Genomic DNA, 23234 nt, shown 5'->3' on the forward strand with positions numbered 1-23234 from the left:
TAACCATTCGCTAACCATTCGCTAACCAGTGTGGAGCAGGCCATGGCAATGCGCAAGCGCGAAGAGAGTCCCGAGGTGTTCCCGAATGCGGCGGGGATTGATATTGGAGGTTCGAGCCACTGGGTGGCAGTGCCCAGGTCGGCGGCCGGGGAACCCGTGCATGAATTCGGCACGATGACCGATGACCTTCACGCGATGGCGGACTGGCTGCTCGCATGCGGCGTTGACACGGTGGCACTCGAATCGACGGGCGTGTACTGGATCCCGGTGTATGAAGTGCTGGAACAGCGCGGGCTGACGGTGTGGCTGGTCGATGCGCGGCAGATGAAATACGTTCCCGGCCGCAAGAGCGACGTGCTCGACTGCCAGTGGCTGCAGAAGCTGATGAGCCTGGGGCTGCTGCGGGCGGCCTGGCGCCCGGGTGATGCGGTCTGCGTGGTGCGTGCGGTGGTGCGCCAGCGCGAGGTACTGCTCACTGAACAGGGCAGCTGGGTGCTGCGCATCCAGAAGGCGCTGGTGCAGATGAACCTGCAGCTCACCGACGTGATGGGCATGACCGGGCAGGCGATCGTGCGGGCGATCGTCGCCGGCGAGCGCGACCCGAAGGTGCTCGCGCAGCATCGCCACGGCCGCGCCAAGGCCAGCGCGGCCGAGATCGAGCGGGCGCTGACCGGTAACTGGCGCGACGAGCACCTGTTCGTGCTCGCGCAGGCGCTGGCGATATTTGACAGCCTCGCCCAGCGCATTCTCGAATGCGACGCGAAGATCGAGGCGCTGCTCGTCCCGCTGGGCCATCACGAGGCGGAGCTGGCCGGGCCCGGCAAGTGGCTCGGCAAAAACGCCCCGCAGTTTGATGCACGTGCGGCCCTAGCCCGCTGGGCCGGCGTGGACCTCACCCGCATCAACGGCCTGTCGGTCACCACCGTGATGACGATCCTCTCCGAGATCGGCCCGGACCTAAGCCGCTTTGCGAACGTCAAGCACTTTTGTTCATGGCTCGGGCTGTGTCCCGGCACGAAGATCAGCGGCGGCAAGGTATTGAGTGCGCGCACCCGCCGTTCCACCAACCGGGTGCGCCAGGCGCTCAAGCTCGCGGCGATGAGCCTGTCGCGCAATGATTCGGCACTCGGTGCGTTCTACCGCCGCCTGTGCTCGCGCATGGACAAGCCGCGCGCCAATACGGCGGTGGCCCACAAGCTCGCGCGTATGGTGTACTTCATGCTCACGCGTGGCGAGGCCTTCGTCGACCAGGGCCAGCGGCGCTACGAGGAACAGCAGCGCGAACGCAGCATCGCAGCGCTCAGACGCCGCGCCACGTCCCTCGGCTTCGAGATCAGCCTAGCCGTGCAATCTGCCTGAAACCCTACGGCATACTGATTGTTTCTCAGGAGCCGCCGTTAAGGCCGCGCCGGGGCGACGGCGTAAAGTGTGGTGGCTTGTCCGGGTCTTCACGTCTTTGGTTTATTGAAGTTTGTCGGTGTCGTACACGCAACCTAAACTTATTGGGTTGTTCTGTCCTTGGTTCGGATCCGAACGTTTCCTCGTCCCGAGGAGGTCACTATGCAGCCCAACGCCCATACAAGGCGCGATAGCAGGCTTCGTCGAACGTTCGTATTCGCCTTCCTGGCTACGCTGACCATGGCGTCAGCCGGCGCCCTTGCAGGGCCCGAGGTCACCGGCGGGTCGGCCGATATGCATCTGTCGACGCTGGTGTCGCCGAACCCGACCGTCACGCAAAGCCAGTTGGACACTGCAGCGTCCGATGCGGCGGATTGGCTGCTTCCTAACGGCTCGTACGCCCAGACGCGATACTATCCGGGTGCGCAAATCAAAACCACCAATGTGGGGAAGCTGAAGTTGGCGTTCATCTTCCAGACAGCGGTCAAAGGACCACTGGAAACCTCACCGTTGGTGGTGAACGGCGTGATGTTCCTGACCACATCGTTCGATCATGTGTACGCGATCGATGCAGCGACCGGCCGGGAGTTGTGGCACTACCAGCACAAGTTGGGGCGGGTTACTACCTTCTGCTGCGGGCCAACCAACCACGGCGTGGCGATATACGGCGACAGGCTCTTCATGGGCACACTCGACGCAAAGCTGGTTGCGCTCGACGCCGGGACTGGCAAGCTCCTGTGGGAAACCGAGGTCGGCGATCCCGAGCTAGGCTACAGCGAGAAGATGGCACCGATTGTGGTCGATGGCAAGGTACTGATTGGCACCAACGGGGGTGAGTACGGCGTTCGCGGCTTCGTGAAAGCGTTCGACGCCAACACAGGTCAACTGCTTTGGACCTTCTACACGATTCCCGAATCCGGACAGGAAGGCGTGTGGGCGACCAGGGATGCGACCGGCCGGGACCTTAAACGCAATATCGATGCCGAGAAGAAGCAACTTGCTGAGAAGGGTAGCGACTTCTACAAGACGCTCGGCGGCGCCGTGTGGATGACACCAGCGATCGACCGGAAAACGCGCACAGTGTACTTCGTGGTTGGGAACCCCTCGCCTGACTTTTATGGCGCAATACGTCCCGGCGACAATCTGTTTACCGACTCGATGGTGGCGGTCGACCTCGACACCGGCAAGTACAAGTGGCACTACCAGTACATCCCGCATGACGTGTGGGACCTCGACGCGGCGAGCCCGCCGATCCTGGTGGATGTGCGCGACCGCGACGGACGCATGGTATCTGGGGTAATCCATGCCGGAAAGACCGGGCATGTCTATGTGCATGATCGCACATCGGGCCAGTTAATCCGCTTCTCGCCGGCGATGATCCCGCAAGAGAACATGTGGACGCCGCCAACGCCGCAGGGCGCGCACATGCTGCCGGGTGCGAACGGCGGAGTCAATTGGTCGCCGACGGCGTACAGCCCCGAGACGCGTCTCGTGTATGCGGCCAACCTGCATCGTCCGTTGACGTACCAGGTCGAGGACACGCCGTATCCGGGCGGCGGCAAGATGTGGCTTGGCGGTTCATTCAAGACCATTCCGAACGAGCAGCAGTGGGGCAAGCTCGCAGCGGTGAACGTCGACACCGGGAAGATCGTCTGGTCGTTTAAAACCGATCAGCCGCTGATCGGCGGCGTATTGGTGACGGCGGGCAATCTCGTCTTCAATGGAGAAGGCACCGGCCTGTTTCGCGCATTTGATGCGCGCACCGGCAAGAAGTTGTGGGAGTTCCAGTGCGGCGCCGGCGTCAACGCCCCAGCGGTGTCGTACTCGGTGCACGGCAAGCAATATGTGGCGGTTGCGGCGGGCGGCAACCAGCTACTCGACTACAAGCGCGGCGACGCGATTGTTGTGTTCGCGCTGCCGTAATGCGCACGCACTGCCTGCGCTAGCGGCTCTCCAACTGCCAAGCGGCGTCGCATACGGTCTAGCGTGTCGGTCTTCCATGCTGCTGGCTCGAAGATCCCGTTGCGCCACCGGAGTGTGGCCCGCACGCTTGGATGGAGTTACGAAGGTCGGTAATACTCCGCGAAGCAGCCGTTGACGCGGCGCCGCGTCGAACGGCGGGAGTGGGTCGACCCCGGTCATCCAGCAGAGGCGAAACGCGCCCGTTCGAGTACCACGGCGGCCATATCTACAGGTGTCGGCACATTGTTCGAACTCGGGCCTGCGGCATGGCGAGTGGTGGTCCCGGTGCACTTCTTGACGTAGGCGCGCCCTGGCCTTGCAAATGTCTTGTCCGGGCAGGGGCCTTCCCATTTCAGGTCGATACCGTGACCGCGCAGGAGTACGATGATCTGTCCTTCGCGAAGGTGCATCACCTGCGTGAGTGAGCGCGCCCGAAAGTACGCGTCCAATTCAACGAACTTGTAGTGCCAGATGCCGGCCTGCTGCCGGACTTCTGATGCCGACGCCGCATCCGGAAGATGCGCGAGCGTCCACAGATATCGCCGGGCATAGAAATGCCACTGGGTCTCAGCGAACCCGTCGAGGACTTCGTTGCATTGCGGGTAAGCGGCGCGCGAGGACACCACATGGGCGAGCTTTGCGGCTCGCCCGATGCTGTACTTTGAGATTCTCGCCGGCCGATCGGTGCTAGCATAAAGTCTTAGCGCGGCCTGTCGAAGCTGGTCGGCCCGCTCGCCATCAAGCCGATGTGGCGAAATCACTCGCGCGGTGACTGGTTGCCCGCTGCGCGACTTCTGTGCAAAGTCGCGAATTTGGGCGAAAGCCTTTTGGTCCCATTTCAGCAGGCGAGTAAGCGTGCCCCGATACCTGCTCCACAGGTCTTCCAAGGTATAGCGCGGATTTTCCTCCAGCACCCGACGCAGTTCGCCCACCGCGCGACTCACCTTGTCATTCGGCTTCCGAGCGTCGCCTGCAAGGTCCAGGGTGGCCTGCGTTGGCATCGGTGGCATGAGGGCTTCCGCGGCGGCCGTGTCGAGCGCCTGAACAAACCGGCCTGCGTCGACGAACAGGAAATGCGTGGTGAGCAGATGGCGGTTGAGGGGGACATCCGGCGTGCCGCTTCTGCTGCCCATGCGAAACCATTGATCGCGTTTGCCCGCGGCGTAGGCGGGGTCCATCTGCCCGAGCAGGTCTGAACCGTAGTAGTCTCCCAGTAACGCTGCGGCCGCGTGACGGTCGATTCCCCGTTGTCCACGGGAAAGACCCAGTTCCACGAGTTTCGTTCGGCACGTCGAGGCGATTACCGACGTGGAATACGAGCCCGGGGCCGCGAGCAATAGATCCCTAGCGAAGACGGCATAGCCCCGCGCGGCGTCTCCCCCTACGGTCGCCTCGTCTATGGGATCTACGTCACTGCCAAGGCGATATCCACACGCGCATGGCTTCCAGGGAACCTCAAGGAGTTCCCGCGGTTGCTCGAACGGGCAGGAACACTCCGGGCACCGCTCGATCAATGACGTCCCGTGTCTCCAGCAGCAGATCACGCCCGGTGCCTGATGTGCACGGTGAATATAAGGCGATCCGTGGGTGTTGAAATCTTCCCGCAGGCAGAGTTCGCATATCTTTGTCAGGCCTGCGAGGCCAAGTGTGCGCCGCCGTATCGTGGCCGGTGTGGCTGCGGCGCCGAGCCAGTCCGTCGGCGGCGTCCAACTGTTGAAAAGCGTGGCGAGCGGAAACATCGTATTGTCGTTGAGCAGCCGTTCGAGGTTATCGCTACTGTCGCCCGGCAGGCGCAATGCCAGACACGGGATGTCGGGCGGTACGATGTCGGTGAGCGCTGTGCGCGGCTTGCCGAACAGCTGCATGAAGCTGTCCCGGGTTTTGCGGTTGCGCGTGAGAATGTGATAGCGGCTCACGCGAGAGACAAGTGCTTCATCGGGCAGTGACACGGGGAAGAGGAGCAGGTTCGAACCGGAGGTCATGTGCGGGAAACGGCTGTGATTGACGGGTGAACACGATTCACGGGCACCTCGATCCGCGTTTCGTTGAAGCGTACAGCGTGGCTAATCGTCGGCGGCATCCTTACCCATCGCGAAAATGTTGACAGGGGTCAGGCCGCATTCGCGCAGTTGCTCGTGCAGGTTCCGTGTGGCTTCCAGATTCCGCAGATCGCGGGGATCGTCCGATGGTTGCGACTGACCTTTTCCGGGACCCGTATTCTTCGCGCCGCGCTTTGACGACTTACGCGGTTTTCGCGTCGTTACAAAATCCAGAACCACACGGTCAAGGTTTTCAACTGCCTCTGCCCAAGCCTTGTCGGTGGCAAGATCATCGAACTCGTGCATGCCATCGGCGCTGCCTGACCGAAGTACGCGCAGTGCGGCCTGAAGGGGTGCAAGCTCGCCCAGCGACACACTGTCTAGCGTATCGGTTGTCAGCGGTTCACCGGCTGCGAGGCAGCGAAACTGGGAGAGGATGAAAAGTGCGATAACGATCGCCGTAATCCCCTGCGTGTGATAGTAGAGCGCTGCCCTGAAGGCGGAATCATCCGGAATGGCGTGATCGGTCCAGTTGTATTGTGTAACCGTTCTAACGAAATCGGCCCACGCGTCTTCGTCTTCGGCAAAGCGCTGGAATTCGTAGTAGCCCATCGCCGCTGCACGACGCGCATCCTGCAGCGTCTTGCGAAAGACCTTCGTGACACCAGGCGTTCCGATGCCGATGATCGGGATGCCGATCTGTTCGACCATGCTGCTCAGGAACGTCAGGAACCCTTCATCGCCCTGCGTCTTCGCGCGGCTGAGATTCTGGAGTTCGTCGATGATCAGCACGCCAAGAAAATGGTTTGCGGCAACCGCGGCCATCTCCTCAAGGAGCATGGCGAGCTTCGGCGAACGACCGCTTGCCGGAAAATTGTTGCGCGCGTAAGAGGTGCCGAGCGCCTTGTCGACAGCCGTGAAGAACCGCAGTGTCAGACCGGACAATGAACCGTTGTGCGGACAGTCGATCTTGATCCAGACGAGCTGGGGATGAATGAACTGCTGGTCGTTGTACCGCGTATGCTGGATAACCTGCGGATACGTTTGCAGCAGCCGGTTGATGAACGTTGATTTACCGGTTCCGCTCAGGCCGGAGAACAGGATGCCAGATGATCTGTGCGCCGCCGGCTCTGGAGCGCCATACGCGTCTTTTCCGCCGCTGTTGACGTAGTGAAGATGCTGCCAGGTTTCGGTTCGCACCGGGTTGCGCGTCGTATAACCCTCGCGCAGCACAACGGAAAAGATCGAACTGTACAGCCCATATTCGGGCAACAGATAGACGAGCTTTCTGATCGACGGCAACGAGTGGATACGCAACTCGGCGGGCGTCTTGCGATCGGCGTCCTGCGGTGCTGGAGGCAGCCACTCGATCATCGACGCAAAATCGGCCGTCGAACAGATCGGGGGCAGTGCCTCGATCAACGGATTCCCTTCGTAGGCAATCACGCCGGTGGGTCGGTAGATAGCCTGCATCAGCGGTGCGCGCGACATCAGGCTTTCCCCGGTTTGGGCATTGATCGCCGCATGGCAACAACCTTGTTGCGCCGTGAGCGCATCTCGCTGCGGTGCTTTGTGGCGGCCTCGCGCTCACGCTCTGCGAGACTCTGCAGGGTGGATGACTCCGTCGACAGCAGGACGTTCTGCATCGCCACTTCCCTCTGCCGGTTGGTTTTGGTGGAATTCAGATATTCCCTTTGGGTCGGAGGGCGCGGCGCCTTGCGTTTTGCTGACTTCGCGCCCGCCACAATGGCTTGCTGCTTCTGCTTCCTGACAGCCTTTTGTACATTCTCATGGTCGGCAGCGTCATGCGCTGCGAACTGAAGCGACGCATGGACCTCAAGCATGTCCTCGAACCGCAACCGAGCGTAGCGCGCCGACGACGATGTGTTAAGCTGCCAACGAGACCATTTGCCCGTGGTTGGGTCAATGGCATGGACGAAATCCGTGCAATTGTCGTCATGGTGGATAGTGACTGACCGGCGTGACCGCTTCGCCTGTGCGAGCAGCAATTCATGGCTACCTCCTTCAGGCAAGTAATACATGTCGTCGACTTTCAGGCCACTTTCGGTCATCGAACAGCGTCGGGATGGCAACAGGCACCGATAGAGCGCCTCCGGATCGGAATGGCGAGCACGTTCGCCGGACTCATGTTCGAGGCCCCAAAGATAGATGTCGCGTCGATAGGGCTTCACCCCGGCCTGGATCATTTCCTTGGTGAGGAAATCCGGGACCGCGATCGCATTGTTGTGATAGAGAACTTCGTCGACGAGCACCTGGGTGAATTCCCGAAGCGTCAGGGTGGCGTCCCAGCGCAGATCGAGATCATTGCGCGCATCGTGTTCGAGCGCTCGCGCTTTCCAGGCGCCCGGTACCCACGCGACCGACTCGTTGACCGTGGCGAACTTGTTCTCGACCGTGCCCTTGGCGACCGGCAGGCCAACGGGATTGATGTTGCAGTCGATATGCAGCAGGTTCTGCAGGGATTTCTCGGCATGCCGGCTTAGCAGTTCAGCATTGTCGGCAACAATCAGGTTGCACAGTTCCTGCGCCGGCCAGTCTTCGGGACGGATCGTGATGCCATACTGTGCACAGAAGCTCACCTTGTCGCTGAATGCGCAGTGCAACGCCATGCGCGCCGCATTCCACGACGGCCCGATCAGGCCGACGTGCAGCCCGACGATCATCGTTGAGCGACGGTCGACCACGAAGTAAATCACGGGTCGGCCGATGAGGTGATTGCGATGGAATTCCGAAACCAGATAGAAGTTTCCGACCGTTGCATCAATCTCGAAAATATCGGCGGGCCCGATCGTCGTATCCCTGGCACGACCTGCGCGACCACGGAGTCGCTTGCGCCATAGCAGGTCATCGAGTACTTCCCGCTGAAGGCTCATGTCGGCCATCAGCCTGGCGGCCCAGTAGCGGTACGTGGGGAGCTGGATCAGCCGGTTCGAGGGAAACGGGATCTTGCGGACTTCGCCGTCGAACAGATCGCGCGTCGAATAGTGGTGCAGCACCATCTCGTCATAGCTTTCCTTCAGCGTCATGCCACGCCGGAGATGAAAGACCTTCACGGACAGTGCGATGAATTTAAGGTCGTCGGGGGTGACATTGACGCCGACGGCGCCCGGGTCGTGCCCTGCGGCCAGCACCTTTCGCGGTCGCCCGCGTTTGCTGCCCTCGACTGATGCCCGCACCTTGCCAGCCCCACCGCTGTTTGAATAGGCAGGGAGCAGCGCATTGGGGATTTGCCCGAACTGCCAGTATCGCTGTAGCACGCGGTACAGGTAGGCGACGGTGACGTTGACTTCGGCTGCCCGCAGCGTCAGCATCTTCCAGCGATAGCCCTCGTCGAAGATCAGCCCGGCGTCCTCGCCGGTGACGAGAGGCTTTATCGCCGCCCATAACGTGTCGCGCCTCGTGCGATGTGCGATCGGTATTTCGCTATCGGCGCGACGTACGTAGTCGGGTGCAGGATCCGGTCCGATCGAAACTAGCTGATCGGCGACCCATTGGGCCACTACGGGGCGAGGAACGACGAACGGCCGGCCGTGCGGCTGGTCGAGTTTGAACAGAACCAGATCATCAGCGATCCGCGCGAGGACGCGATGCCGTCCCGTCAGCGGTTCGTCGCCGGTCGGCACCAGAACGGCATTGATCTTTGGCCTGATCATGCGGCGATCTTCCTGAAATTCGACGCGAGTGCCGGATGAGGTCTGGTCAGGTGTAGAGGCACATAGAGGTCAACTTCAACTAACCGCTGCCAGGCCAGATACCGGAACACGTGGATCGACATGAAACGGGCGATTCGCAACTGTTCGGCCACGATATCCAGGATCGATCCGAGCGGCTTCGAGAAGGACTGTTCGGCCAGCGCGTCCAAAAAGTAATGTTGCAGCTCCGCGGACGGCGCACCACGACCGTCTTTATTCCAGCCGCTGCTTGCAGCACACAACGCACATGTCATGCCATCCGGGCGTGATCTGCGCGGAGCGCGCATCCCCAGTGAATCGCGATGATGCGAGTTTGGGCGCCACCATCACTTAGCCAAACGAAGTTGGAAAATCGCTGACATGGCCTTGTTTTCCTTCTCCTACACGTACTTCAGGTCTGCCTGCTTCGCTGTCCGCCTGCCACTCATGTGCGTTCCCCCACATACACGCCTTGCTGGTCCCGGCCTTCTCCGTCAGATGATCGAGTCTTTTTCCAGTTCGAAAGCGCGGTTCTACGCCCGATCCCGACTTGATCCCCGGAGCCGAGGAAGCCGCCGCGCCAAGGTGTTCGTTGCGCCCCGGATTACCGTGCACAGGGCATCTGTGCTCGTGCCACTTTTCGCCGCAGACGGGAGGCAGAGGCGATGCAGACGCGTGAACACTGGCACCAACTCGCGTTTGCCGGCACTGCGGCGATTACACGTACGTGAACCTCACGGCGGCATCCGACGTTCAAGTTCCGATGTCGCCATTTTTAATTCATCCATTGAAAGGAAATCACCCATGGACCTGAACCTGACAGGCAAGCTCGCACTGGTGAGCGGCAGCACAGCCGGCATCGGTCTCGCTATCGCCACCACGTTGGCGCAGGAGGGCGCTCGTGTGATCGTGAACGGCCGCTCCCAGTCATCTGTGGACGACGTGGTCGCGCAGCTGAAAGTGCAGACGGGCAGCGACGTGCAGGGATTTGCGGGCGATCTCAGTACGGCCGCTTCGGCGGAAGAGCTCGCGCGACGCTATCCCGACGTGGAAATTCTGGTCAACAACCTGGGCATCTTCGAGCCCAAGCCGTTTGAAGAGATTCCCGATGCGGACTGGCAGCGGTTCTTCGACGTCAATGTCTTGAGTGGGGTACGCCTCGCTCGCCTGTTTTTGCCTGCGATGAGGCAGGCCAACTGGGGGCGCATCATTTTCATTTCGAGCGAGAGTGCGGTGCAGATTCCAGCTGAAATGATCCACTACGGGATGACGAAAACCGCGCAGCTGGCGGTCTCGCGGGGGCTCGCCGAAGCCGTTGCCGGCACGGGCATTACAGTCAATAGCGTGCTGCCGGGGCCGACGAAATCGCGGGGAGTGAGTGAATTCGTGGAGACCCTTGCCAAGGCCGACGGCAAATCGTTTGAAGCGTTCGAAACAGAGTTCTTCGAGAAGGTCCGTCCCACCTCGCTCATCAAGCGATTTGGTTCGCCGCAGGAAATCGCGTCGCTCGTGGCCTATATCGCCAGTCCGCTTTCGTCGGCCACGACGGGAGCCGCGTTGCGCGCCGACGGGGGCGTTATAAAGAGCGCCTTCTAGACCACGAAGGCATTGGGCCGGCTTCTCACACGACCGGCCCCAACTCAGTGCAAAAGACAAGGGCGGCTTGCCATGAGCCGCCCTTTTTTCGTGCGTCGCCGTGTCCGCCGATCGGTTCGCGAACCGCTTATCTGGCCGCCATCATTTCATCGCGCACCTCGGCGCCGATCTCGAACGAGCGCAGCCGCGCGGCGTGATCGTAAATCTGCGCGGTCAGCATCAACTCGTTCGCGCCGGTCTGCTCGGTGATCGATTGCAGACCTTCGCGGATTGCGTCGCGATCACCGAGCGCCGTGCAAGCGAGCGCACGCGCGACGTTGTTCAACTCCATCTCCGACGCGTCGAGCCGCTCGACCGGCGGCTGCAATTGTCCCGGCGTGCCGCGCCGCAGATTGATGAACTGCTGCTGCAGCGACGTGAACAGCCGTGCGGCTTCGTCGTTCGTGTCGGCGGCGAACAGATTGACGCCGACCATCGCATAGGGCTTCGCCAGCGTAGCGGACGGCCGGAACTGCGTGCGATACACCTGCAGCGCGGTCATCATGTAATCGGGCGCGAAGTGCGACGCGAACGCGAACGGCAGCCCGAGCGCCGCGGCCAGTTGCGCGCTGTACAGCGACGAACCGAGCAGCCACAGCGGCACGTTCAGGCCCGCGCCCGGCACCGCGCGAATACGCTGGCCCGCGACCGGCTCAGCGAAATACCGTTGCAATTCGACGACGTCGTCGGGGAAGGTTTCGGCGCTCGCCTGGAGATCGCGGCGCAGCGCGCGAGCGGTGGTCTGATCGGTGCCGGGCGCGCGGCCGAGGCCGAGATCGATCCGCCCCGGATACAGCGACGCGAGCGTGCCGAACTGTTCGGCGATCACGAGCGGCGCATGGTTCGGCAGCATGATGCCGCCGGAGCCGACGCGAATCGTCTTCGTGCCGCCGGCCACGTAGCCGATCACGACCGAGGTCGCCGCGCTCGCGATACCGGTCATGTTGTGATGCTCGGCCAGCCAGTAACGTTTGTAGTTCAGCTTTTCCGCGTGCTGCGCGAGTGACAGTGTGTTCCTGAACGCGTCAGCCGGCGTGGCACCCGCGGTGACCGGCGAAAGATCGAGAACCGAGAAGGGGATCATTGTCTGTTGATTGCGATGGGCGGCGCTTTCGCGCGATGGGGCATTGTGGCAAAGCGGCGCCTTTTCTGCTGGCGGCGCGGCGATGCCCCTGTCGACGGAAGGGTCGGCAGGACCGATGAGGCGCGCTGAGGCGCGACCCATGGCGCGGAAATTGCGCGTGCGTAGCGTGTTCGCGCGGCGGTGCTTCGCATTCGCAGTGCGCCCGAATCAGCAATCCAGCGAGTGACCGTGCGCCGATCGGAATTCGAGTGTACGGTTAAGTATCGGTGCGGTGACGCGACCCGTTGCCGGAGAATGTAGCGAAGGAGTTCCCGAACCCATGAATGTCGTCAAAGAGTTTCGTACCCGGTCATTCCAAGACGTGTGCCACGCATTGCTCGACCGCGAGGAGATCGCGCTCGTCGACGTGCGTGAGGAAGATCCGCACGCGCGCAGTCATCCGTTGTTCGCCGCCAATCTGCCGCTGTCGCGGCTCGAACTCGACGCGCCGCTGCGGCTGCCTCGGCCGGCCGTGCCGATCGTCGTGTTCGATGCCGGCGAAGGCCTCGCGAGGCGTGCGGCCGAGCGCTTCGCCGAACTCGGCTATACCAACGTCGCCTTGCTCGAAGGCGGCCTGCAAGGCTGGCGCGAAGCGGGCGGCGAGTTGTTCAAGGATGTCAACGTGCCGAGCAAGGCGTTCGGCGAACTGGTCGAAAGCGTGCGTCATACGCCGTCGCTGTCCGCGCAGCAGGTGCAGGCGCTGCTCGATCGCGAGGCCGATGTCGTGGTGCTCGACGCGCGCCGTTTCGACGAGTTTCAGCTCATGAACATCCCCGGCAGCATCAGCGTGCCGGGTGCGGAGCTGGTGCTGCGCGCCAGGCAGCTCGCGCCGGATCCGGCCACGCGCATCATCGTCAATTGCGCGGGGCGCACGCGCAGCATCATCGGCGCGCAGTCGCTGATCAACGCGGGCGTGCCGAATCCGGTGGCCGCGCTGCGCAACGGCACGATGGGCTGGACGCTCGCCGGTCAACCGCTCGCGCATGGCAGCGCTCGGCGTGTCGAAGGCGCGGTCGACGACGCTTCCCGTCTCGCCGCGGCAGACGGCGCGCGCGCGCTTGCCGACCGGGCGCGCGTGCGCCGCACGTCGCGCGACGAAGCGCGCCGCTGGGCCGACGAAGCGGTGCGTACCGTCTATCGCTTCGACGTTCGCAACCCCGAGGAATACGAGGCGGGCCACGTGCCCGGTTTTCGCAGCGCGCCAGGCGGCCAGCTCGTGCAGGAAACCGACCTGTTCGTGACGGTGCGCGGCGCGCGCGTGATCCTCGCGGACAGCGACGGTGTGCGCGCGAACATGACCGCATCGTGGCTCGCGCAGATGAACGTAGAGGTGTACGTGGTCGATGGCCTGACGGCGGCCGATTTCGCCGAGAAGGGCATGGCGCCGTTGGCGCGCAACGCGGTGACGCCACCCGACGTCGACGACATCGCGCCGGCCGAGCTCGCCGCGCTGCTGCAGTCGACGGGAACCGTCGTGCTCGACTTCACGAGCAGCAGGCACTATCTGAGGCGGCATATTCCGGGCGCGTGGTTCGTGATCCGCAGTCAGCTCGCGGACGCGCTGCGCACACTGCCCGACGCGAAGCGCTATGTGCTCACGTGCGGCAGCGACGTGCTCGCGCGCTTCGTCGCGCCGGAGCTCGCCGCGGCGACCGGGCGGCCGGTGCAGGTGCTGCGCGGCGGCACGATCGCGTGGATCGACGCGGGCTTGCCCGTGGAGTCGGGCGGCGCGCGGATGGCGTCGCCGCGGATCGATCGTTATCAGCGGCCATATGAGGGTACCGACAACGCGCGCGAAGCGATGAGCGCGTATCTGGAGTGGGAGCACGGGCTCGTCGCGCAACTCGCGCGCGACGGCACGCACGGCTTTCGTGTGATTTGATGGGCCGGCCATCCGGCGGCCGGCGATCCGGGGGCCGGCCATCCGGCGGCCGGCGATCCGCGGGCCGGCCATCCGCACCCCTCTTGCGCCACGCGAATCTTCTGCCGATTCGGTGTAAACGCGCTCTCGTCGAAAGCCTCCGATGCGTTTAGATTAGCGGCATCTGGAAGGCTTTTCGAGGGACCAGGGCGGCCATAAAAGGCAGCGGTTTGTCATTCGGCGATGGCGCAAGGTGAGTAGCCAAGGTTGCTCATCGCTTCGTCTGGAGCAGGCCGCTGCGCGTCGTCCGCGGTGCTTCGCGCAAGGCGGCTAATGAGCCGCCGTCACTTCCGGTTGATCCTATCGACCGACACGGCGACGCTGTACACAGCGTCGCCTTTTTGCTTTTGGCGTGCCCATCTCAACCGACCTCGGCCGATCCATTAGCGCTGCGCGCAACACGTTGCTCGCGGTTTTCTCCGTGCGCGGTTATCCTTGTAGTACACACTACAGACCGGCCAGGCGCCGCGAAGACAGATCCCGCACATCCGGACAGGAACCGAAGTGAGTCTCAAACCACTGGGCGTCACGCTACTGATAGCGTGCTTTGCGCTGACCGGCTGCGACCAACAGCAGAGCGATCAAGCCGTGCAAAAACTCAAGGACTTTTTCAACGCCGTCAAACCGGACGCGTTGCTGCTCAGGAACATGACGCCGGGCGTCACGACCGAAGCGCAAATCCTCGCGCAGATGGGCAAGCCCGAGACCACGCGCACCTTCACCGACGGCTCGAAGCGCTTCGAATATCCGCGCGGCCCGCAAGGCCTGAATACCTACATGGTCGACATCGATCGCGACGGCATGCTGCAGGCGATCACGCAGGTGCTGACCGCGGACAACTTCGCGCAGGTTCGCTCGGGCATGACCGAGGACGAGGTGCGGCGCTTGCTTGGCAAGCCTGGACAAGTCGCGGTGTTTCCGCTGAAGCCGGAAACCGTGTGGAGCTGGAAATGGCGCGAGGGCGGCGTGACCGAAGAAGGCATCTTCAACGTTCACTTCGACCGGAACCAGAGGGTGTACACCACGTCACGCTCGGACGTGATCCGCGGGCGATAGGCGGGGGCAATGTCGATCAGAAGACGGCCGGATAAGCGGGCCGAAAAAGCGGGGTAGGCATGATACGTCGACGTCGATACAGCCGGATCGGGCTGGTGTTGGGGGGCGGCGCCGCGCGCGGCTGGGCGCATATCGGCGCGATTCGCGCGCTGCAAGACGCGGGCATCAGGCCCGACGTCGTGTGCGGCACGTCGATCGGCGCGCTGGTCGGCGCCGTCTATGCGAACGGCGATCTCGACTGGCTCGAGGAGTGGGTGTCGCGTCTCACGTGGCAGACCGTGGTGCGGCTGCTCGATCTGCGTATCTCGGGCGGCCTGCTTGGCGGGCGCAAGGTGATCCAGCTATTCGCCGACAAATTCGCCGGCCGCTCGATCGCGCAACTGCACATGCCGTTCGCGGCGGTCGCGACCGAACTCGACACGGGCCGCGAAATCTGGCTGCAGGACGGCAGCACGATCGACTCGGTGCGCGCGTCGATTGCGATTCCGGGCATCTTCACGCCGGTATGGCACAACGGCGTGTGGCTCGTCGACGGCGGGCTCAGCAACCCGGTGCCGGTGTCGGTCGCGCGTGGCATGCGCGCGGACTGCGTGATCGCGATCGATCTGAACAACGACATCCTGAACGGCCGCGATTTCGGCGGCCCGGTCATCGAAACGCCCGCTCTCGATCCCACCGCGCCGCCGCCCGTCGCGCTGCGCCGCAACGGCAAGCCGTGGCCGCGCTGGCTCGCGCCAGCCGAGGCGAGCGCCACCGACGACGTGCGCGTGCCGCCGAAGCCAAGCGCGCAGGTGCCGTCGATGCTGAGCTCGATCGCGCAAAGCATCGACATCATGCAAGTGCGCATCACGCGCAGCCGGCTCGCTGGCGAACCGGCCGATATCCTGATCCAGCCGCGTCTCGGCGGCATGGGCATCTTCGATTTTCATCGCGCGGCGCCAGCCATCGAGGAAGGGCGCGAGGCGGTCGAGCAGATGCTGCCGGCGATTCGCGCGCGGCTCGGGCTCGACTGAGCGCGAGCTGTCAGGCGTCGGAGCCGGCGTGGACGCGCTGACGCAACGGCGCGACGCGATCGGGCGGCGCCACCGCCGTCGGCGCGGCCTATCGAAAAAGCGACCCGAAACTTGCGAAATCGCCGCACGGCCAGGCGCGCGCGGCGCGCCCGACAACACGATAACCCCCGTGAAACCAAGCGCTACGAGCGTTCCGTCGTGCGTCGAAGTGCAATGTTGCGTCGCAGCAAACCACCCGCCCGGTATTTGAGAAATTGATTTCAGCTTGCGAGACTCCGCGCCATGCCGGAGCAGCGAGCAGCCCATGAAGCCGCCACCATCCGCGCCAATTCAACGAACCTGGATGGAGACACGCGTGTTCCTATACGGCTTTGGTCCCGTGCTGCTCGCCGGCACGCTCCAGACGATCGAGCTGTCCGTTCTGTCGCTGGCGGCCGCTGTGTTGCTCGGCCTCGCCGGCGCGGCGGCGAAACTCTCGTTCAACCGGACCTTGCGGGTCATCGCGACCGGCTACACGACGCTGATCCGCTCGGTGCCCGACCTCGTGCTGATGCTGCTGCTGTTCTACAGCATCCAGATCTGGCTCAATGATCTGACCGACATGTTCAACATCGAGCAGATCGACATCGATCCGTTCGTGGCCGGCGTGCTGACGCTCGGTTTCATCTACGGCGCGTATTTCACCGAGACTTTTCGCGGCGCCTTTCTCGCGGTGCCGCGCGGCCAGCTCGAAGCGGGCAGCGCGTACGGCATGAGCGGCGGGCGCGTGTTCACGCGCATCCTGTTCCCGCAGATGATGCGCTTCGCGCTGCCCGGCATCGGCAACAACTGGCAGGTGCTCGTGAAGGCCACCGCGCTCGTGTCGATCATCGGTCTCGCCGACGTCGTCAAGGCCGCGCAGGACGCGGGCAAGAGTACCTTCAACATGTTCTTCTTCATCCTCGTCGCCGCGCTGATCTATCTGGCGATCACCACCGTATCGAACCTCGTGCTGATCTGGCTGAACCGCCGCTATTCGATCGGCGTGCGACACGCGGAGCTCTGAGCGTCATGATCGAAATCCTCAATCAATTCTGGAAGGCGTATCTGTTCTGGGACGGGCAACGCCTGTCGGGTCTCGCGGTCACGCTGTGGCTGCTGGTCGCATCGATCGCGATCGGCTTCGTGTGCGCCGTGCCACTCGCGGTTGCGCGCGTGTCGAAGAAGCGCTGGCTGTCGACGCCGGTACGTCTGTACACCTACGTATTTCGCGGCACGCCGCTCTACGTCCAGCTGCTGTTGATCTACACCGGCGTGTACAGTCTCGCGTTCGTGCGTTCGCACAGTCTGCTCGACGCGTTCTTTCGCAGCGGCTTTCACTGTGCGATCCTCGCGTTCGCCTTGAACACCTGCGCGTACACGACCGAGATTTTCGCGGGCGCGATCCGCTCGACCTCGCACGGCGAAGTCGAGGCGGCGCGTGCCTACGGCATGAGCGCGTTCACGATGTACCGGCGCATTGTGATACCGTCCGCGCTGCGCCGCGCGTTGCCGTTGTACAGTAACGAAGTGATCCTGATGCTGCATGCGACGACGGTCGCGTTCACGGCCACGGTGCCCGACATCCTGAAGGTCGCGCGCGACGCGAACTCGGCGACCTACCAGTCGTTCAACGCGTTCGGGCTCGCGGCGCTGATTTATCTCGTGGTGTCGTTCGCGCTCGTCGCGCTGTTCAGGCGTGCCGAGCGTCGCTGGCTCGCGCATCTCGCGGTGCGCACGCACTGAGCGCGCGTTGACGACACAGCATCGGGCGCCTCGAGCTTCGGCAGGGCGTCGTCCGCACCAGACCGATCCGTATTCTCACTGGGAGAGCATCTTGCTCCATACCACTCAAACCGAAGCTTGCAAGCTCGCCGTACAGGACATCCACAAGCGCTACGGCGACAACGAAGTGCTCAAGGGCGTGTCGCTCAACGCGAACAAGGGCGACGTGATCAGCATCATCGGCGCGAGCGGCTCGGGCAAGAGCACTTTCCTGCGTTGCATCAATTTTCTCGAGCGGCCGAACGCCGGGCAGATCATCGTCGACGGCGAAGCGGTCAAGACGAAGACCGATCGCGCCGGCAATCTCGAAGTCGCCGATCACAAGCAGCTGCAGCGCATCCGCACGAAGCTCGCGATGGTGTTCCAGCACTTCAACCTGTGGGCGCACATGAACGTGCTCGAGAACGTGATCGAAGCGCCGATTCATGTGCTCGGTCTGAAGCGCAAGGAGGCCGAGGACCGGGCGCGCGAGTATCTGGAGAAGGTCGGGCTCGCGCCGCGTCTCGAGAAGCAGTATCCGTCGCATCTGTCGGGCGGCCAGCAGCAGCGTGTCGCGATCGCGCGCGCGCTCGCGATGGACCCGGACGTGATGCTGTTCGACGAACCGACCTCCGCGCTCGACCCCGAACTCGTCGGCGAAGTGCTGAAGGTGATGCAGAAGCTCGCCGAGGAAGGCCGCACGATGATCGTCGTCACGCACGAAATGGGCTTCGCGCGCAATGTGTCGAACTATGTGATGTTCCTGCACCAGGGCCGCACCGAGGAGGAGGGCAATCCCGCCGAGGTGCTGAGCGCGCCGCGCAGCGAGCGCCTGAAGCAGTTCCTGTCCGGCAGCCTGAAGTAACGCGCGGCTCGCTTTTCACGGACACCCGATGGCCCGCACGTCCAGCCCGGCTCGCACGACCAAAGTCGCGATCGTCGCACTGCCGCCCGTGTCGATGTCGGGCGTCGGGCCGATCGTCGACGCGCTCAGTCTCGCCAATGAAATCGACGGCCGCGCGCTGTATCGCGTGCAGGTATGTTCGTGGGACGGCCGCGCGGTGCCGCTCGCGGGCGGCGCGCAATGGCCGGCCGATGCCGCGTTCGGCGACGCGATCGCGTGTGACTGGCTGATCATCGTCACCGAGCGGTTCCAGCAGTTCGCCGACTACCGTCTGTTTCTCGCGAGCCTCGCGCGCGTCGGTCAGCGCACGCCGCTCGTCACCGGTATCCACCACGGCGTGTGGTGGCTCGCGATGGCGGGGCAGCTGTCCGGCTATCGCGTCAGCGTGAACTGGGAAACCTATCAGCAGTTCTCTGAACAGTTCGAACGCTCGATCGTCACGCAGCAGATCTTCGAAATCGATCGCGATCGCGCGACCTGCGCGGGCGGCCAGGCGACCATCGACTTCATGCTCGCGATGATCGGCCGCGAGCACGGGCCCGAACTCGCGGAGCGCATCGCCGATACGCTCGGCGTAGGCGTGCTGCGCGCGGGCGAGGAGCGTCAGCGCATTCCGTTCGTGACCGCGCCGGGCGAGCGCCACCCGCGCCTGAACGACGCGCTGCTGCTGATGGAAGCCAATATCGAGGACCCGCTGACCACCGATGAAATCGCCGGCCTCGTCGGCGTCTCGCGGCGGCAGCTCGAGCGCCTGTTTCGCCAGTATCTCGGTTCGATGCCGTCCAAATACTATCTGGGGCTGCGGCTGTCGAAGGCGCGCACGCAATTGCAGCGCACCAGCAAATCCGTCGTGCAGATCAGCCTCGCATGTGGGTTTTCGTCGGCGGCGCACTTTTCGAATGCGTATCGGGAGCGCTTCGGCGTCACGCCGCGCGAGGATCGCCGCAACTGGATCGACCGCCAGACCGGCGCGCACGGCGGCGCGAGCGAGCCGCGGCCGGCCGCGCTGATCGAGCGGCCCGAGCTCGATTGACGCAAGGCGGCGCGCCAGGCACGCATGGCTCGTGCGCGCGCTGGAAGCCGCCTGAAAGCGAAGCCGGGGCAAGCCGGGCGCGGGTCCGACCAAAGCGCGACAAAAGCGCGACACAAGCCCGACACGAACCGCTCACAGAGTACGAACGAAACGCCTGCACGAAAAGTACCCGCCGTGGCCCGGCGACGCGCGGAACCTCATAGAAAGCGTCGCGTATGCGCAAGACGTGCCGCGCGCGGTTTCCTACACTAGCTGTATTACCTGTCACCCGTAAAAGGAATTGCCATGAACGACCTGACTGTGACACGCCAGACCTTCGACGAAGTCATGGTGCCGGTGTTTGCCCCCGCCGCCTTCGTACCGGATCGCGGTCTCGGCTCGCGCGTGTGGGACACGCAAGGCCGCGACTACATCGACTTCGCCGGCGGCATCGCCGTCACCGCGCTCGGTCATGCGCATCCCGAGCTGCTGAAGGTATTGCATGAGCAGGGCAGCAAGCTGTGGCACATCGGCAATGGCTACACGAACGAGCCGGTGCTGCGCCTCGCGAAGCGCCTCGAAAGCCTCACGTTCGCCGACCGCGCGTTCTTCGCGAATTCGGGCGCCGAGGCGAACGAGGCCGCGCTGAAGCTCGCGCGCCGCGTCGCGTTCGACCGTCACGGCGCGCAGAAAGATGAAATCATTTCGTTCGCGCAGTCGTTCCACGGCCGCACGCTGTTCACCGTCAGCGTCGGTGGCCAGCCGAAGTACTCGGAAGGCTTCGGCCCGGTGCCGGCCGGCATCACGCATCTGCCGTACAACGACATCGAAGCGGCGAAGAAGGCGATCGGCGCGCAGACCTGCGCGGTGATCGTCGAGCCGATCCAGGGCGAGGGCGGCGTGATCCCGGCCGATCCGGCGTTCCTGAAGGCGCTGCGCGAAGCGTGCGACCAGCACGACGCGCTGCTGATTTTCGATGAAGTGCAAACCGGCGTGGGCCGCAGCGGCTTCTTCTACGCGTACCAGGACACCGGCGTGGCGCCGGACATCCTGACCACCGCGAAGGCGCTCGGCAACGGCTTCCCGATCGGCGCGATGCTGACCACCAAAGAGCTCGCCGCGCACTTCAAGGTCGGCGTGCACGGCACGACATACGGCGGCAATCCGCTCGGCTCGGCGATCGCGGAAAAAGTGGTCGAACTCGTCAGCGACCCGAAGCTGCTCGAAGGCGTACGCTCGCGCAGCGAAGTGCTGAAGGGTCATCTCGCGAAACTGAACGAGCGCTTCGGGCTTTTTACCGAAGTGCGCGGCAAGGGTCTCCTGATCGGCGCCGAATTGAACGACGCGTTCCGGGGCCGCGCGAAGGACTTCGTCACCGCGGCCGGCCAGCACGGCGTGATCATGCTGATGGCGGGTCCGGACGTGCTGCGCTTCGTGCCGTCGCTGATCATGCCGCTCGACGACATGGCCGCAGGCTTCGCGCGTCTCGAGACGGCGTTCGGCGAACTCGTCGGCGCGAACGCGCAGGCGGCGTCGCATTGATGTTCAGGCAGTCCCGCACGCCCACGCTGATGCAGCGGATCATGCGTCACATTCAACAGGAACGATGATGCTCTTCGTACGTCCAGGCCGCCTTGCCGATCTCGATGCGCTCGAGCATATGGCGCGCACCGCGCAGCCGGTGCTGCATTCCCTGCCGCACGACCGGCGCGCGCTCGAAGCGCGGGTCGCGTTGTCGGAAGACTCGTTTCGCGCGGAGGTCGATTTTCCGGGCGAGGAGTTTTATCTATTCGTGCTCGAAGACTCGGAGACCGGCAAGCTGATGGGCACCGCGAGCATCGTCGCGGCGGCCGGTTACGCGGACCCGTTCTACGTGTTTCGCAACGACGCGCTGATTCATGCGTCGCGCGAACTGCACGTGAATCGCAAGATTCACGCGCTGACGATGTCGCACGAGCTGACCGGCAAGAGCCGGCTCGCGGGCTACTACATCGACCCGTCGCTGCGCGGCGACGCGGCCGCGCAACTGATGTCGCGCGCGCGGATGATGTACATCGCCGCGAATCGCAAGCGCTTCACGCCCGAGGTGTTCTCGCTGCTGCTCGGCGTGACCGACGAAAACGGTGTATCACCGTTCTGGGAAGCGGTGGGGCGCAAGTTTTTCGGCCGCGATTTCGCCGACATCGAAGTCGAATCGGGCGGCCGCAGCCGCACCTTCATCGCCGAAGTGATGCCGACCTATCCCGTGTATGTGCCGCTGTTGCCCGAAGCGGCGCAGCGCGTGCTCGGCGAGCCGGACGCGAACGCGCTGCTCGCCTACGAGATTCATCTCGAGGAAGGCTTCGAGACCGACCGCTACGTCGATATCTTCGACGCGGGTCCGGTGCTGACCGCGCAGGTGGATCGCAGTGTCAGCGTGCAGCACAACGAAACGCGCGTCGTGCGCGAGGCATCTGCGACGCACGGCGCAACGTATCTGATCGCTCACAACGGCGCCGCCGGCGAGTTCCGTTGCGTGCTCGGCGATCTCGCGCCCGGCAAGGAGTCGGGCGCCGGGTTGTCACAGGCGGCGCGCGCCGCGCTCGGCGTACGGGAAGGCGATGCGGTGCGCTGCGTGCCGCTGCATCAGCCGCAGGATGAACAATCGGGAGACGCGCAATGATCGTCGTTCGCGTAGTACAACGAGGCGATGTGGATGCGCTGATGCGGCTCGCGCAGGAAACCGGACCCGGCCTGACCACCTTCAAACCGGATCGCGATGCGCTCGCGGCGCGTGTCGAGCGCGCGCGCCGCACGATGGAAGATCAGGCCGCGCCGCACGAGGCCGGTTATTTCTTCGTGATGGAAGACACCGCGACCGGCGACGTGGCCGGCGTCTGCGGTATCGAAACGGCGGTGGGTCTGCAGCAGCCGTTCTACAACTATCGCGTGAGCACGGTCGTGCACGCGAGCCAGGATCTCGGCATCTGGACGCGCATGCACGCGCTGAACATCTCGCACGACCTCACCGGTTATGCGGAAGTGTGCTCGCTGTTCCTGAGCCCGCGTTATCGCACGAGCGGCGTCGGCGGCTTGCTGTCGCGCTCGCGCTTCATGTTTCTCGCGCAGTTTCGCGAGCGTTTTCCGCAGCGTCTGTGCGCGGAGTTGCGCGGCCATTTCGACGAGCAGGGCACGTCGCCGTTCTGGCGCGCGGTCGGCTCGCATTTTTACCAGATCGATTTCAATGCGGCCGACTATCTGAGCTCGCACGGCCGCAAGGCGTTTCTCGCCGAGCTGATGCCGCGCTATCCGGTGTACGTCGAACTGTTGCCGGAAGAGGCGCAGCGCTGCGTCGGCCTCACGCATAACGACACGATCCCCGCGCGCCGCATGCTCGAAGCCGAAGGGCTGCGCTATGAGAATCACGTCGATATTTTCGACGCGGGTCCGGTGCTCGAATGCCATATCGCCGATTTGCGCACGGTGCGCGAAAGCGTGCTGGTGGCGGCTGAAATTGGCGAGGCAGCGGAGCAAGCCGCGCAGGACGGGCCGAAGTCGATGGTATCGAATACGTCGCTCGGCGATTTTCGCGTTGGCGTCGTGGCGGGCGTGCCGCGCAACGGTGTGTGCCGCCTGAGCGCGGCCGAGGCCGACGCGCTTCGCGTGCAGGCGGGCGATCCGCTGCGGGCGCTGCCGTTGAAACACAAACAAGGATGAT

At 63.8% G+C, this 23234-nt stretch carries 18 protein-coding genes; 13 read left to right on the forward strand and 5 right to left on the reverse strand.

Going from position 1 to position 23234, the window contains the following annotated elements; all coding sequences use genetic code 11:
* Positions 1–42 precede the first annotated feature (42 nt).
* The gene (locus OKW41_RS27640; protein ID WP_429574592.1) at positions 43–1359 is read left to right on the forward strand and encodes an IS110 family transposase; all 1317 of its coding nucleotides are present in this window, start codon (positions 43–45) and stop codon (positions 1357–1359) included.
* A 279-nt stretch (positions 1360–1638) separates the two neighbouring features.
* Positions 1639–3321 (forward strand): pyrroloquinoline quinone-dependent dehydrogenase, encoded by a 1683-nt coding sequence (locus OKW41_RS27645; protein WP_429576490.1) that lies wholly within the window; start codon positions 1639–1641, stop codon positions 3319–3321.
* A 215-nt stretch (positions 3322–3536) separates the two neighbouring features.
* Here the strand turns inward: OKW41_RS27645 and OKW41_RS27650 are convergent, their stop codons facing one another.
* From OKW41_RS27650 to OKW41_RS27665, 4 genes are all read right to left on the reverse strand, one after another.
* Positions 3537–5342: a TniQ family protein gene (locus OKW41_RS27650; RefSeq protein ID WP_429574593.1), complete on the reverse strand. Its 1806-nt coding sequence runs from the start codon at positions 5340–5342 to the stop codon at positions 3537–3539.
* A gap of 81 nt (positions 5343–5423) precedes the next feature.
* Entirely contained in the window at positions 5424–6890 is a 1467-nt protein-coding gene (locus OKW41_RS27655; RefSeq protein ID WP_429574594.1) for an ATP-binding protein, read from the reverse strand.
* On the reverse strand, positions 6890–9073 hold the full coding sequence (locus tag OKW41_RS27660) for a hypothetical protein (RefSeq protein WP_429574595.1): 2184 nt from the start codon (positions 9071–9073) through the stop codon (positions 6890–6892). The genes OKW41_RS27655 and OKW41_RS27660 overlap by 1 nt, the downstream gene beginning before the upstream one ends.
* Entirely contained in the window at positions 9070–9366 is a 297-nt protein-coding gene (locus tag OKW41_RS27665) for a hypothetical protein (protein ID WP_429574596.1), read from the reverse strand. The genes OKW41_RS27660 and OKW41_RS27665 overlap by 4 nt, the downstream gene beginning before the upstream one ends.
* A gap of 529 nt (positions 9367–9895) precedes the next feature.
* On the opposite strand from OKW41_RS27665, the gene OKW41_RS27670 reads away from it, so the two are divergent.
* Positions 9896–10687, forward strand: a complete 792-nt coding sequence (locus OKW41_RS27670; RefSeq protein ID WP_429574597.1) for an SDR family NAD(P)-dependent oxidoreductase — start codon at positions 9896–9898, stop codon at positions 10685–10687.
* 127 nt (positions 10688–10814) lie between these two features.
* Here the strand turns inward: OKW41_RS27670 and OKW41_RS27675 are convergent, their stop codons facing one another.
* Complete coding sequence (locus OKW41_RS27675) at positions 10815–11810, reverse strand: LLM class flavin-dependent oxidoreductase (protein WP_429574598.1); 996 nt, start codon at positions 11808–11810, stop codon at positions 10815–10817.
* A gap of 319 nt (positions 11811–12129) precedes the next feature.
* Here OKW41_RS27675 and OKW41_RS27680 point away from each other — a divergent pair, with 319 nt between their 5' ends.
* From OKW41_RS27680 to astA, 10 genes are all read left to right on the forward strand, one after another.
* Positions 12130–13731: a rhodanese-related sulfurtransferase gene (locus tag OKW41_RS27680; protein WP_429574599.1), complete on the forward strand. Its 1602-nt coding sequence runs from the start codon at positions 12130–12132 to the stop codon at positions 13729–13731.
* 543 nt (positions 13732–14274) lie between these two features.
* Positions 14275–14826, forward strand: coding sequence for an outer membrane protein assembly factor BamE domain-containing protein (gene bamE / locus OKW41_RS27685; protein WP_429574600.1), 552 nt, complete (start codon positions 14275–14277; stop codon positions 14824–14826).
* Positions 14827–14885: 59 nt separating this feature from the next.
* The gene (locus OKW41_RS27690; protein WP_429449012.1) at positions 14886–15839 is read left to right on the forward strand and encodes a patatin-like phospholipase family protein; all 954 of its coding nucleotides are present in this window, start codon (positions 14886–14888) and stop codon (positions 15837–15839) included.
* A 355-nt stretch (positions 15840–16194) separates the two neighbouring features.
* The gene (locus tag OKW41_RS27695; protein ID WP_429576491.1) at positions 16195–16884 is read left to right on the forward strand and encodes an ABC transporter permease; all 690 of its coding nucleotides are present in this window, start codon (positions 16195–16197) and stop codon (positions 16882–16884) included.
* 5 nt (positions 16885–16889) lie between these two features.
* A complete protein-coding gene (locus OKW41_RS27700; protein ID WP_429574601.1) occupies positions 16890–17603 on the forward strand; it encodes an ABC transporter permease in 714 nt (237 codons plus the stop codon).
* A 91-nt stretch (positions 17604–17694) separates the two neighbouring features.
* Entirely contained in the window at positions 17695–18486 is a 792-nt protein-coding gene (locus tag OKW41_RS27705; RefSeq protein WP_429574602.1) for an ABC transporter ATP-binding protein, read from the forward strand.
* 28 nt (positions 18487–18514) lie between these two features.
* Complete coding sequence (locus OKW41_RS27710; protein WP_429574603.1) at positions 18515–19558, forward strand: GlxA family transcriptional regulator; 1044 nt, start codon at positions 18515–18517, stop codon at positions 19556–19558.
* A 285-nt stretch (positions 19559–19843) separates the two neighbouring features.
* A complete protein-coding gene (locus OKW41_RS27715; protein WP_429574604.1) occupies positions 19844–21079 on the forward strand; it encodes an aspartate aminotransferase family protein in 1236 nt (411 codons plus the stop codon).
* A gap of 67 nt (positions 21080–21146) precedes the next feature.
* Positions 21147–22199: an arginine/ornithine succinyltransferase subunit alpha gene (gene aruF / locus OKW41_RS27720; protein ID WP_429574605.1), complete on the forward strand. Its 1053-nt coding sequence runs from the start codon at positions 21147–21149 to the stop codon at positions 22197–22199.
* Complete coding sequence (gene astA, locus OKW41_RS27725) at positions 22196–23233, forward strand: arginine N-succinyltransferase (protein WP_429574606.1); 1038 nt, start codon at positions 22196–22198, stop codon at positions 23231–23233. The genes aruF and astA overlap by 4 nt, the downstream gene beginning before the upstream one ends.
* The last annotated feature ends 1 nt before the right edge of the window (position 23234 follow it).

It is taken from the genome of Paraburkholderia sp. UCT70 (genome assembly GCF_050434085.1).
Lineage (GTDB): Bacteria > Pseudomonadota > Gammaproteobacteria > Burkholderiales > Burkholderiaceae > Paraburkholderia > Paraburkholderia tuberum.